Here is a 12,274-nt window from a genome sequence, read left to right as displayed (position 1 = left end):
AGTTTTACGTGTGATCAAAGGGGCGAAAGGGGGGAAGTAATTAAGAGTACTTCACTTCAAGTTGTTCAGCTTTTGCAAATGCTGGGTGTGTCGCGAGCTGTTTCCCATAACGTTCAATATTAGGGAAGTGATTAACTAAACCAAACTTTTGAACCAATTCGACAATGAAAGACATCATGATGTCAGCGCCAGTCAGACGCTCTTCTACTAGGTAAGTTTTGCCTTCTAAGGATTGCTCGAAGTAGCCTAGTACATTCATTGCTTCCTTGTCGGCATAGCCTGATAAAAACTGAGTTTCATTTGGCTCTTTGCTTACGAAGATTTTTAGCAACATAGGTAAAATTGCAGAGCTTTCTGCAAAGTGCATCCATTGCAAATATTCTGTGTGTGCTTTTGTACCACGCTCAGGAGCAAAGGCTCCGTCACTGTATTTCTCAATCAAATATTCGGTCATTGCACCTGACTCAATGATAATCTCGCCGTTATCTTCAAGAACAGGTGACTTTCCTAATGGGTGAACACTTTTTAGTTCTGGCGGTGCCATGAAGGTCACGGAATCACGGACATAGGGTACAATTTCGTAATTTACATCTAGCTCTTCAAGTAACCAAATGATGCGCTTTGAACGAGACTGATTGAGGTGGTGAAGTTTAATCATTTACATATCCCTTTTTATAATGGGTCGTTAATCTGTACTACAAGCTTGCCGAAATTCTTACCTTCCAACAGACCGATGAATGCTTCTGGCGCATTATCCAGTCCTTGTACTAGATGTTCGCGGTATTGGATCTTTCCTTCTGCCAACCATTGATTAATATCTTGCGCAAATTCACCGTAACGATGTCCGTAATCATCAAAAATGATGAAGCCTTGCACCTTGATTCGTTTGGTCAGGAGCTTACCCATTAGTAATGGAAGGTGGTCGGTACCTTCAGGCTGCTCTGTCGCGTTGTACTGAGAAATCAAACCACAAAGTGGGATACGCGCATTTGTATTCAGAAGTGGCATTACAGCCTCGAATACTTTGCCACCTACGTTTTCGAAGTAAACATCGATACCTTTGTCACAGGCATTTTTCAGTTGTTCTGCAAAGTCTTCAGCTTTGTGATCAATACACTCATCGAAACCAAGCACCTCTTTAGCGTAACGGCATTTTTCTTCTCCGCCTGCTATACCAACAACTCGGCAACCTTTGATTTTACCAATTTGACCAACTGTTGCGCCTACAGGCCCCGTAGCAGCTGCTACCACGATGGTTTCCCCTGGTTTTGGCTGACCAATGTCGAGTAAACCCATGTACGCGGTAAATCCTGGCATACCTGCAACGCCTAACGCGTAAGAAGGGTTTTGCGGTTCTTTACCAAGTTTAATGACCATCTCACCAGTTGAGATAGCGTAGTCTTGCCAGCCAACAGTGTAGGCAAGAACCCATTCACCCGCTTCGTAATCTGGGTGGTTTGATGTTTCTACCTGACAAACTGTACCACCGACCATTACGTCATCAATTGCAACAGGGTCAGCGTATGATTCGGCATCACTCATGCGACCACGCATGTATGGATCTAGAGATAAATAAACCGTTCTCAATAGCATTTCACCCTCTTTCGGAGTCGGTTTCGTTACCTCTTCTAAACGAAAGTTTTCTTGTGTCGGTGCACCATGGGGACGTGACGCGAGTACGATTCTGCGATTTGTTGCGTTAGTCATATCTATCTCACTTGTTGATTAGACCGGTCGTCTAGTATTTATTTCAAAATATCCCGCTTATTTAAAGCGGGAAGGTTTACTGTGTTAACACTGACGCTTTTTCTGACAGTGAAACGTGTGTAGGGTGTTCATTCTGCTTCCACGCCGCCTGTTATGGACAAGTGCGCGTATTCTGCAGTAAGTGTTGAGTATAGGTCAGACTTTGCGTCAATGCTGCCTGATCTTGATAAAGTTTGTTCAGCAAGCTAGCGCCATTCCAAAGGTAGTATATCTGCCTTGCTAATAACGCACTGTCACCATTGGGGATTGAGCCATCTTGAATGCCGATGTCTATGCAATCCGCTATCGCTTGAATGGTTTTGTCTGCTCCTTGGCGTAATGCCAAGCGCATTGACTCAGAGAGATCGGAGACTTCTGCACTTAACTTGACCAATAAACATTTGTTCGCATTACACACGTCGTCTTCTACTTTGACCATTTCTTCGAAATAGCTCATTAGGCGTTGGTAGCCACTCAGTTCAGTATTGGTAAAGCGTGCGTTTAAACGCTCAAAATACTTAGTAAAATAGTCTTGAATCATCGCTTCACCAAATTGTTCTTTGGATTTGAAGTAATGATAAAACGAGCCTTTTGGCACTGCGGCCTTTTTTAATAGCTCTGAAAGACCAACACTCGTGAACCCTCGGTTTACGATCAACTCGTATCCGACGTCGAGAATATGTTGGCGTGTGTCATTCGTCTTTGCGTTCATGAAGTGTACTATAGAATGAATTAGACCAGTCGTCTAGTATTTGTTGTGGGTTATTTAATCAGCTCATACTCAATAACAAAGAGCGTGTCGGTATTTGGGTAGATTTCTCGAATTAACTGCTTGAGTTTTGGTAGTTCGATGGCTTCTTGTTCTGCATGAAACTCATTAATATCTTCAAAGTGAAGTGGTTCTACAGAACGTATCTTGATATCGCAGACTTTACGATCCGTTTCTAAGGTAAAAACTTCGACTTCTGTATTGGGAACGTAATGGCTTTCTGATTCATCTCGAATCGTTATCGTCTTTTTGCCTGACGTGATCAACGGGGTTAAGAATTCAAAAAAAGTAATCTTGGTTGGATGAGATGGCATGATGTACTCGTTAGTCTGGTTGTTTGGCGTAATTATATACCCAAATACCCCAGAGATTCCTGTCTTACTAGAACGATCGAGCGCGGATGAAACGAATTAACTTGGCACTAAAGTAACCTGAGATAACGCCTATCCAGTTGGTGCTGAGATCATCAAAACTAAATGATCGATTTGGAATAAAAAGTTGGCTTATTTCTTCCATTGAAACGATAGCCAACAGCAGTAGCAAAAGACGAATCCCAAAAATGTCGGTTTTATTCGAGCTCACCAGAGAAGGGAACGTGAAAACCGATAAAAAGCCGATCAATAAACTGAAAGTAAAGTGAAGCGTACTCGATCCGCCTAAGTAGGTTTCCATTTGCAGGTAAGCAGTATGGTGTAGGTCAGAGCTTTTCCACAAAGAGAGTGAAGCGGTTAGCATCAGGACTAAAACAAAACTCGTGCGTGCCAGTATTAAAGCCATAATTAACCTATTGGAAAGAAGCCTAAGTAACGTTTTACAAAGTACAGTGCAGCTAAATTCTGGATAGCCATGCCAATTGCCATTGCCCACGCTGCACCAATCACCCCAAACATTTGGCAAAGCGTAACAAGTAGGCAGATAGACACCGTACCGGAGGAAATTGTAATGTATTTCATGGTTCTCTCATGACCGCTCATTAATAATAAAAACCCTACTGAACCAGTCGCAACATTGACTAACTGCCCCAGAGAAAGGACGACTAATAGTGGCGCCGCGGCGAGAAACTCCTCACCAAAAAACTGCATTACAAACTCGGGGAAGAGGGTGCAAATAATTACGGGTACAATCGCTAAACCAACATTGGCTCGGCACGCCAAGCGGCTCAGGTTCTGCAGTTTGAGCATTTGACGCTCTTTGTAGAGAGAGGCAAACATCGGGGCGACCACAAAGTTAATGGTAATCAGCACAAAGCCAATCAGTAGTGATGTGCGTTGGGCTGCGGCTAACAAACCGATTTCCGCTGTTGAGATAAAAAAGCCCGCAATAACAAGGCTTCCCCATTGAAGAACATTCGTGAAGATACTGCCAACCCAGACTTGCTTGGCAGAAGAGACCATTTTTTTGTTTGGTACGAAAGCCGATGTTTGATATTGATCTGAGCCAAGCCAATTGGCACTAGATATGACCGCGACACCTATGCTCGCTAAAAGCAGTGCGGTCATTAGATTGTTGATATTTTGCTGACCGATATAGTCTAGGGCAAAGACAAAAATGACCATCAACATGCTTACCCCAAGCTGCAACGCAAACAGAGATGATACGACTTTTCTACATGCTTGAAGCACCCGACTGTTGGTTTGCGCAAGCACCAAGAAAGGTATGCAAAGCAAGCATAAAGTAATCGCATACATTGGTGATTGAGTCTGGTTTAGCTGTTCTGGAAACAGATTAAACCCTGCCAACAAAACGCCTATGGCGAGCAAGCAAAATGCCATACTTCGATAAAGTGCGGTTTTATAGTTTTGGCTTTGTTCAAGCTTCTCTTTGTTATTAAAAGCGATCGCATTGTAACGAACTAACGAGACATCAAAACCTAGCTGAGAAACGATGGCGAGTAGCGAGACTAGGTTGAATAAAAAGAAAAATTGACCGGCCGTCGAAGCGTCACTGGTCTTCGATACAATCAGAGTCAGTAAAAAAGCAAATAGCGCACTCAACACACGTGTGATTGCGGTTTTTAATCCAGTAGATAACAAGCTTTTTTTACCGCTGGGCATCAACAGTAATTTTTGTTGAACAGTGTGAAACATAGGGGCATTTAACCGTAAATATTATTGAGTGCGAGGCGCTGCTTTTCTTCACTGAAGGCATCGTTTAATTGTGCTGTATATTGGCGAAAATCGATCTCTTCATAATGATTGACACAATGCGCGATCTGCTTGGCCATTTCTTCAGGTGTGAGCGCTAAAAACGGGTAGTTGAGATCTTTGGTTGCGCCGATGGTCCGAATAACCATAGGAAGATGTAACTTGGATGCTTCTAGAATGGTTAACGGCATCCCTTCCCATGCTGCAGTGTGTAGATAAAGGTCTGAACCCTTGAGCTTTTCAACTACCTCATCGCGAGGCAGCATACCCGTTACATCCACATTTTCAGTACGTAATTTCTGTTCGAGTACGTGGTCACCGCCACCTATCCATGTGATCTCTATCGGGCGGTTAAGCGCATACCGATTAAGGAACTGCAATGTGTTGATAAGAAACTGAGGATCTTTTTGGGGCGCGACACGACCAAGTACAACGAGCTTCAGCGCTTCTTGCTTGTTTCGCTCTATACGATCTTCACTTTGATAAGACACGTAGTTGTTGAGCAATTCGGCACGTTTCGCACCAATGCTAATGGCTAGGTCACACTCTCGTTGGCTACAGCCTGCAACCACATCAATTTTGCTCAGTTTTACTTTCTCTAGTGCTTTATAGATCTGGCGTGCAAGCTCTGAGATATCTTCACGTTCGAAGGCATAACAGTGCGGTGTGTAAACCAAGCGTGCCTTGCCAAGCTTTAGAAATCGGCCGAGAAATCCTGCTTTACTCGAGTGCAAATGCACGACGTCGGGACCAAGTGATGCAATCATGTGGTTTGCATCGCGAATAAATTGAAGCAAGCCGCCTTCTACCCACTTTGTCTGTACGAAAATGTGGTGGTTGTTCTCATTGGTCAAGTCGTTTTCTCGGGCTCTGGCTAGCAAGAAATGCTGATAAGGCTCGTCTCTGGATGAGTGAACATAACTATAGAGGGCGGTTTGAACGCCACCTCCAAATGCTTCTGTAACATGGAGCACTTTCTTCATGATGATTTTGTCCCTGGTGTTTGCATCCATTTGTGTTTAAAAGCATCACGCTCTTGCTCTGAATAAACGTGGCGATACAAGGGAAGATCGTACATATAGAACAGTTTTGAGAAGTCGTAGTGATTCTTAAAGTGTTGGTGGATATTGGAGTACCACTTGTTTTTCGCTTCGTTGCTGTTTTTCAGTACGAAGTCTTGCAACTCAAGAAACTCACCGATTTCTTTATCAAGAGAACTGAGCTGTTCGCATTTGATTAGCATGACGTTGGCCTGATCGTTCTGGAATGTGAAGAAAGGTTGAGTGTTGTCCAGCTCTTGGCGCATCACATCGATATTGAAATTACGCTTTAACTCGTTGTCGAACCAGTCCGCAAAATAGTTGAGATTGATATAGTTATCAAAGCAATGCTCGAGGTGCTGATACGTGACTTCCATATCTCGGTGAATTGCATCATTCTTTTTGCCTTCGATAAATTGCAAATGGAGGTCTTGAAAGAAACGAGAAAAGACAGTTGCGATTGGATCGCGGACCAGCGTAACGATTTTAATCTGCTCGCGTTTTTGTAAGATACGTTTTCGCTGCTTGAGCACTAAGCGATAGAGTGCGCGGTTTCGGAAGTCGAAGAATTTACTCACGTCTTTTTTATTGTGATACATGTGAAATTCTTCGTGATCATCAAAGGTGTGGATGTGATAGCTCGGGATATTTTTCTCCCCTAGCGTGTGCTCAATTGATGAGGAGCCAACTTTGCCCATTTGGTAAACTAAAACAAAATTATCAGCTTGGAGTTCTCGGTTCTTTTCAAATTGTCGAGAGATTGAATACTTCATCTATCCTATCCTTGATTATTCATATTCGTGGTGATGGTTTACCGGAAAAGTATGAGCAATGGCCCTTGAGTCGTTGCTAATGCTGATCATGACGGGTAATAAGAGTATTAAAATTATGGTGGTGTTTACCGCAACGAAAAACACCATGATGAGGGCGTATATCGCAAGTAATAGGCTTTTTCTGTTTTCATTAAGACTACGGAAGCAAAAGCGAATAAAAAGAAAATAACCACCAAACAGCAGACCGATACCAAGCAATCCGTATTCAATTGCGGTATCTAACACAAAGTTGTGGGTGTAGATCGCCAGCTCATCATAATTAAAGTAACTGATCATAAAGTTGGGTAACATTTTCGCGCCGACACCTAGCACTGGGTGTTGAAGTAAAATATCTAGCCCATTGGCAAGTAAAAGTTTTCTATGAAGATTCGATACCCAGCGGGCTTCACTTTGGTTGGCAAATAAGACGTCTTCTTGGGTTATTTCCAATGTGTCTGCTAGCGTTTCAAACCCAACGTAGAGTGTGGTTGTGACGGCAGTAAACACAATGAAGCTCAAGGCTAATAAAATCGCCCACGTGTACGTTTCGCTGAGCGATTTTCTCATTAAGTTTTTTACGAGCAGTTGGTCAAAGAAGAAAAGCAGACAAAAACCAAGTAGCGCTTTTCTTTCTTGTGACAACACCAGTAATACTAAAGCTACGAGCATCAAAAGGTGAAAAGCGCGAATTTTATCTCGATAAAGGTACAGTAGTGAGCACAGTACACCGAACCCGTATTTACTTACCCCGAGTAACTTAAACCCGCTTTGATAGCCCTGAGCAAAGTGCCATAAGGCAACGAGCGTACAGATGAAAAACAACAGATACGTGAAATAAACCATTACCCGTTCGTCATCAAACACGCCATAGGCGTACATTAGGCTCAGTAGGCACAAAATCGCTAACCATTGCACAGTTTCTATAACTAGCGGCATTAAAGGGACGCGATTTAGCAGACCATTTATGAACACATACCCAGTGAACAATACGAGGAACCCCATACAGGGATGCATGAGTTTTTCAGCTTTTCCTTCCAATACCACTAATGCAGTAAAACCAATGGACAAAAGGCTTGCGATGTCAGATGGGGCTAGCGCTATTCCTCCAGCACGAAACTTCATAGGAATAAAGAACAATGCTAATAGGCATGCTGCAAGCAATGAGGCGCGATGGCTCGATGGCACGGAACTATTTGTTGGCGCAAAGCTGCTGGTAGATTCCATAGTAACCTTCACGAAATTTATCGATGGTGTAGAGAGAGGCCCTATTGACTGAGTATTGACTTGCAGCGTCGTACCGCTCAACACTTTCACACAGTTGGAGCACTTTTTGGCTCAGTTCAGTGGCGTTACCAACTTGAAATAAATATTCGGCACGTCCGGTGACGTCATCCAAACCAGGTACGTCCGACGATAGTACGGGTAAGCCTGCTGCCATTGCCTCAACCGCCGCCAAACCAAAGCCTTCGACGTGCGACGATTGCACGTAAATATCCATGTCGTTCAAAAAGGCTGGAACGTCTGAAACTACGCCATGAAAGTGAACACGTTGCGCGACGTTGATTTTTGTTGCCAATGCTTGCAGTGACGATTTTTTTTCTCCATCTCCCGCAAGGTGGAGTTCGTATCGTCTTGGTAAATGGATAAGTGCTTGGATAAGCGTTTCATGATCTTTATGTTGGTGAAGTCGGCCCACCATGCCAATCTTGATGACTGGTTTGTCGATCAGGTGGCTGGCGCACTTCGGCATCATAGGAAACCTTTTTAAATCAACGCCATTGTGCACCACGTGATATTTATGTTGGTAGCGAGGCATGAACTTCACCAGTTCATCTTGTACTTTTTCACTAATACTGACCGTCAAGTCGTGGCCCCAATACAAGACGTATTCCATGAACTTAAACAGCGGATAGTCACGTCGACGGTTATAAGAACAGTGCTCAGTCTGGATTCGTTTTTTACCTACCGCCAATAGCGCTAGGTAAATGGAAGGGTAGAGGTGCCCGTGAACGACATCCGGCCAACGCAGCAAAGAGAATTTCTCACTCAATGACAAAGTGCGCCAGTTAAAACACTCTATCCCTTGGGCGGATAGCATTGGTAAGTAATCATTTTCATCACACAAGACCAAAATTTTGATTTCGTATTCAGGCTTATGTTCTAAAACAAGGTCGACTAAGAACTTCTGAGCACCGCCGTTCTGAGAAAGATCATTAATAATATGTAGAATCTTGGTTTTCATGATTAATTGGTCAGATATTGCTGTTTAAGGTCGGTGATTTCTGCATTTGAGAAAAAGTGCTTCGTCAATTTAGAATTCAGCATTTCTTCAACGTACTCGGGTGTAGGTTGAAATTGCGTTTTGAATTCTTTCAGTAGTGGCGAGTACCATTTGTTGTCTGATTGATTTTCATAAACAACATCCACGGGGTAACCTAAAAAGTCTTCAACTGCAGAATTAGCCTTCGCTAGCTTGTCACTTCGAATCACCAACAGTGAGAAGTTATTGTTATGGTATGTTTGATAGCCTACTTCGTGATTAAAAGACTCGTTAAACACATCAATCCCTGTTAGTTGTTTGATCTCGTTGTCAAACCACTGCAGCGCATATTGATGATTCATGTGCTTATCAAATGCTTCTTGGAGTAATTGCGGTCGTTCGGTACGTATTGCGCTGTCATCCTTTAGATATTTGTCCGCCATCCAAAAAGGAAGTGCTTGAAAGAACATTGAGACATTTCGTCCGATCGGTTCACGCACCAGCGAGATAATTCGAACTTTTTTCTTGCGCTTTAACATTTGGCTCATCGTTATACGCTTTAGTCGTCGCTTTAACGCATTGATCTGAGGCTTATGCAATTGCGCTCTAACGGGGGATATTTGTTTTTGCGCATCGACGGTCATAAGGTCGTGCAAGTGAATCGAGTCAGGAATGGAATGCTCTAATGCACTCGAACCTACTTTGCCCATTTGATAGATCAATACCGGCTGTTCTTGGCTTTTCAACGTTTGGTACCAAGATAGGTTTACGTTAGTAGGCGTATTTCTGGACATAAAGCGTCTCTCCTTCCTTGGCCTTGGCTTGTGTGATTAAGACGCCAAGAGATGGAACTGAGTGTTGTATTTGTTTAGATAACGCAAGGTTAACCAGTGATGATTTTGTCGATTCTGAGCGAATGACGGTAATCAGACCATTGGCATACTGACCAAGAATAAGTGCGTCACTCACTGACAGTAGGGGCGGTGTATCGATAATGATCCGGTCATACTTATTTTGAAAATGTTCGAGCAACTTTTTAAAGCGATCAGAAGCCAATAATTCCTGTGGGTTTGGCGGAATTAGGCCGGCCGATAATACATCTAAGTTGGCTTCTTTTATATGTGTAACACAATCTTTGATTGGCGTATCCATAGTCAGGATATGCGTTAAGCCAGGGCTTGATTCAGCAATACCGAATCGCTTTGCTATGGAAGGTCGACGTAAATCGCAGTCGATGATCAATACCTTTTCCATTTTTGAAAACGACACCGCCATATTGATACTGGTTGATGTTTTTCCTTCTTCTGGAATAGCAGAGGTAAAGGGCAATATCTTTTGCTTCGTGTTGGTTAATCTGAGCAGAAGCGAGGTTCTGACGGAGCGGCAAGCTTCACTAAATAGCTTTTCTTCATCATCTAAATACGCGGTATAACTGACGCCGTTTTTACGCAAATTGCGTTTTTTGACCATAGGAATCACACCTAAACACGTAACACCAAGTTTTTCCTGCACATCGGCTGTGCTTCGGATAACTTCTCGCATCGTTTCTAAGATGATGACTAGAGCGCAAGCAATGGCAAAGCCAAAAAAGGTGGCAATCAGTACCAGTTTGATTCGTTGTGGTGCCACCGGGAATAGAGGAATGATGGCTTTATCAGTAAAGCGAGCAGTGACATTCTTGTAGTCGCTGGTGGCGTTGGTCTCTTTCTCACGATTTAAGAACGCTTCATAGAGTGCCTTATTAGATTCAACCTCGCGTTTTAACTGTTCGTAACGCGCTTTTTGTGACCCTAACGATTGGAAGTCTGACTTTTTGTTATCGAGTTCTGCTCGAAGCATGTCCTCTTGCGCTTTTGCAGCAAGAAGGTCTTGTTGCTTACTGAAGGAAATGTCACGGATGAGTTGCTGGGTTCTTGATTGAATTTCAGCAAGCTGTGCTTTCGCCTGAATCATTCGATCATGTTTAGGTCCGTAGCGCTGTGCCAGTTCAGAGAGATTTTTGGCTGCCTGTGCTTCCGACAATTTTAGATCGCGGATTTGCGCTTGATTAGCGAATTCATCAATTGACAACAAGCTGTCTAAACTTTGCGAAGATTTACGTCGTAACAGTTGGATTAACGTCTGCGCTTCAATACGCTTATTAACAGCGATATTCAGCTTGCGAGTGAGTTCTTCTAGCTCATTTGCGTAAATTTCATCAATACCGTTTATATCGATCAACCCTTCTTTTAACAAGAATTCTTGCAGCGCTTGCTCCGAGTTACGCAATCGCTCCTCCAATTTTTGAGAGTTATTTGTCAACCAAGTAGCCGCATTTTGTGTAACGACCAGTTTGGCTTCAAAATTTGCGTCAATGTAGGCTTGGCCGACCGCGTTGGCGATTGTCGTCGCAAGCTTAGGATCGGTAGAACGAAAGCGAATTCTGACTAATTGGGTGTTACGTACTGGCTCAATATCGAGTTTACTTCTGAAAGCTTGAAGTGCCTGATAATAGGACTCTGAAAACTGGGCGGTTTCTTTTGGGCTTGGTGCCACATTCAGTAGGTCTTGAACAAAAGGAATCGACTTTATTTGGTCGATTTTTTTATTTAACCCCCCTGAGCTTGTGAATTCAGGTAATTGGGTGAGGTTCAGCTCTCTAATGACCTTATCTGCAATATGATTCGATTTTAAAATGGCGATTTGCGTTTGAAAGTACTCTTTTTTTGTCGTGTCGACGCCATATACTTCCTCGATTGAAAGGGCGCTTTTTTGCTCCTCTTGGATGAGTAGCGTAGCTGTAGCTTGGTATATCGATGCTTTGGAGTAGATATACCAAGTACAAGTTAATGAGAACAGAAGCGTGAATGCTGCGATGCTTAGCCAATTCTTTTTAATCGCTTTGAAGTGATGGCCAAAACGAATCAGTTCTACTTTGTTCATCTGGAGATTATTTGGATGAGTCCCGTTCATTTGATTCCCTGTCACTTAAAAGAAGCTCTGGTCAATAAATACAATGTCACCAGGTTCAACGTTGCGGTGCATACTGACCCCCTCCATCGTTTGACCTGTTTTATGCTTGGTGAGGTTAATGCCTTTGCGTGAGGCTCTGTCGGTCAAGCCACCTGCTAGAGCGATGGCCTTCTCTATGGTTAACCCTGGACGGTACTCAAATCCACCAGGTTTCCTGACTTCTCCATTAACGTAAAACAGACGAAAGTTATTGATGGTGACCATCACTTTTGGATTGATGAGATAATCGCCTTTTAAGCCCGTTTCTATTTCGTACTTGAGTTGTTTTGGTGTTTTTTTGATTGCTTTAATTCGGCCAAGGTAGGGGTAATCAAAGTAGCCATCTGACGTTATTAGAATATTTTTAATCGTAAGATCTTCTTCACCATAGACCTGCACGGAAATGGTATCGCCAGTATCGAGTAAGTAATCTTCCTCGTTTGAGTCAGCGTTGACCAAAGTGCTAAATAGCAACAACGCTACACTCATGAATTTGATGAATGCCTTCATTA

General features: G+C 43.1%; 13 protein-coding genes. All 13 read right to left on the bottom strand.

The genetic code is table 11. The features are described 5' to 3' along the window. Positions 1-40 precede the first annotated feature (40 nt). Positions 41-658 (bottom strand): glutathione S-transferase family protein, encoded by a 618-nt coding sequence (locus R7Q39_RS00550; RefSeq protein ID WP_005375238.1) that lies wholly within the window; start codon positions 656-658, stop codon positions 41-43. A 14-nt stretch (positions 659-672) separates the two neighbouring features. Beyond that, complete coding sequence (locus R7Q39_RS00545; RefSeq protein WP_170897551.1) at positions 673-1,707, bottom strand: NADP-dependent oxidoreductase; 1,035 nt, start codon at positions 1,705-1,707, stop codon at positions 673-675. Positions 1,708-1,858: 151 nt separating this feature from the next. After that, the gene (locus R7Q39_RS00540) at positions 1,859-2,458 is read right to left on the bottom strand and encodes a TetR/AcrR family transcriptional regulator (protein ID WP_005385858.1); all 600 of its coding nucleotides are present in this window, start codon (positions 2,456-2,458) and stop codon (positions 1,859-1,861) included. 50 nt (positions 2,459-2,508) lie between these two features. Beyond that, the gene (gene yqfB / locus R7Q39_RS00535) at positions 2,509-2,829 is read right to left on the bottom strand and encodes a N(4)-acetylcytidine aminohydrolase (protein WP_005385855.1); all 321 of its coding nucleotides are present in this window, start codon (positions 2,827-2,829) and stop codon (positions 2,509-2,511) included. 67 nt (positions 2,830-2,896) lie between these two features. Continuing rightward, entirely contained in the window at positions 2,897-3,292 is a 396-nt protein-coding gene (locus R7Q39_RS00530; RefSeq protein ID WP_031781000.1) for a VanZ family protein, read from the bottom strand. Positions 3,293-3,294: 2 nt separating this feature from the next. After that, positions 3,295-4,602, bottom strand: coding sequence for an oligosaccharide flippase family protein (locus tag R7Q39_RS00525; protein ID WP_205391388.1), 1,308 nt, complete (start codon positions 4,600-4,602; stop codon positions 3,295-3,297). An 8-nt stretch (positions 4,603-4,610) separates the two neighbouring features. Then, entirely contained in the window at positions 4,611-5,642 is a 1,032-nt protein-coding gene (locus R7Q39_RS00520) for a glycosyltransferase family 4 protein (RefSeq protein WP_206958996.1), read from the bottom strand. Continuing rightward, positions 5,639-6,472: a putative capsular polysaccharide synthesis family protein gene (locus R7Q39_RS00515; RefSeq protein WP_005375258.1), complete on the bottom strand. Its 834-nt coding sequence runs from the start codon at positions 6,470-6,472 to the stop codon at positions 5,639-5,641. Before R7Q39_RS00515 ends, R7Q39_RS00520 begins: the two co-directional genes overlap by 4 nt. Before the next feature lie 15 nt (positions 6,473-6,487). Then, entirely contained in the window at positions 6,488-7,735 is a 1,248-nt protein-coding gene (locus tag R7Q39_RS00510) for an O-antigen ligase family protein (protein WP_318075649.1), read from the bottom strand. Continuing rightward, on the bottom strand, positions 7,701-8,753 hold the full coding sequence (locus tag R7Q39_RS00505; RefSeq protein WP_047102584.1) for a glycosyltransferase: 1,053 nt from the start codon (positions 8,751-8,753) through the stop codon (positions 7,701-7,703). The genes R7Q39_RS00510 and R7Q39_RS00505 overlap by 35 nt, the downstream gene beginning before the upstream one ends. 2 nt (positions 8,754-8,755) lie before the next feature. After that, positions 8,756-9,565, bottom strand: coding sequence for a putative capsular polysaccharide synthesis family protein (locus R7Q39_RS00500; protein WP_047102585.1), 810 nt, complete (start codon positions 9,563-9,565; stop codon positions 8,756-8,758). Then, positions 9,543-11,723: a GumC family protein gene (locus tag R7Q39_RS00495; protein ID WP_005385847.1), complete on the bottom strand. Its 2,181-nt coding sequence runs from the start codon at positions 11,721-11,723 to the stop codon at positions 9,543-9,545. Before R7Q39_RS00495 ends, R7Q39_RS00500 begins: the two co-directional genes overlap by 23 nt. Positions 11,724-11,738: 15 nt before the next feature. Next, positions 11,739-12,272, bottom strand: coding sequence for a polysaccharide biosynthesis/export family protein (locus R7Q39_RS00490; RefSeq protein ID WP_005375265.1), 534 nt, complete (start codon positions 12,270-12,272; stop codon positions 11,739-11,741). Positions 12,273-12,274 lie beyond the last annotated feature (2 nt).

This window comes from Vibrio sp. 947 (genome assembly GCF_033339115.1).
Classification (GTDB): Bacteria; Pseudomonadota; Gammaproteobacteria; order Enterobacterales; family Vibrionaceae; genus Vibrio; species Vibrio alginolyticus.
This window is presented reverse-complemented; position numbering and strand designations above follow the sequence as displayed.

Coding starts and splice junctions, on each gene's coding strand:
- R7Q39_RS00550 (WP_005375238.1), bottom strand. CDS start 658: ATGATTAAACTTCACCACCTCAATCAGTCTCGTTCAAAGCGCATCATT.
- R7Q39_RS00545 (WP_170897551.1), bottom strand. CDS start 1,707: ATGACTAACGCAACAAATCGCAGAATCGTACTCGCGTCACGTCCCCAT.
- R7Q39_RS00540 (WP_005385858.1), bottom strand. CDS start 2,458: ATGAACGCAAAGACGAATGACACACGCCAACATATTCTCGACGTCGGA.
- yqfB (WP_005385855.1), bottom strand. CDS start 2,829: ATGCCATCTCATCCAACCAAGATTACTTTTTTTGAATTCTTAACCCCG.
- R7Q39_RS00530 (WP_031781000.1), bottom strand. CDS start 3,292: ATGGCTTTAATACTGGCACGCACGAGTTTTGTTTTAGTCCTGATGCTA.
- R7Q39_RS00525 (WP_205391388.1), bottom strand. CDS start 4,602: ATGTTTCACACTGTTCAACAAAAATTACTGTTGATGCCCAGCGGTAAA.
- R7Q39_RS00520 (WP_206958996.1), bottom strand. CDS start 5,642: ATGAAGAAAGTGCTCCATGTTACAGAAGCATTTGGAGGTGGCGTTCAA.
- R7Q39_RS00515 (WP_005375258.1), bottom strand. CDS start 6,472: ATGAAGTATTCAATCTCTCGACAATTTGAAAAGAACCGAGAACTCCAA.
- R7Q39_RS00510 (WP_318075649.1), bottom strand. CDS start 7,735: ATGGAATCTACCAGCAGCTTTGCGCCAACAAATAGTTCCGTGCCATCG.
- R7Q39_RS00505 (WP_047102584.1), bottom strand. CDS start 8,753: ATGAAAACCAAGATTCTACATATTATTAATGATCTTTCTCAGAACGGC.
- R7Q39_RS00500 (WP_047102585.1), bottom strand. CDS start 9,565: ATGTCCAGAAATACGCCTACTAACGTAAACCTATCTTGGTACCAAACG.
- R7Q39_RS00495 (WP_005385847.1), bottom strand. CDS start 11,723: ATGAACGGGACTCATCCAAATAATCTCCAGATGAACAAAGTAGAACTG.
- R7Q39_RS00490 (WP_005375265.1), bottom strand. CDS start 12,272: ATGAAGGCATTCATCAAATTCATGAGTGTAGCGTTGTTGCTATTTAGC.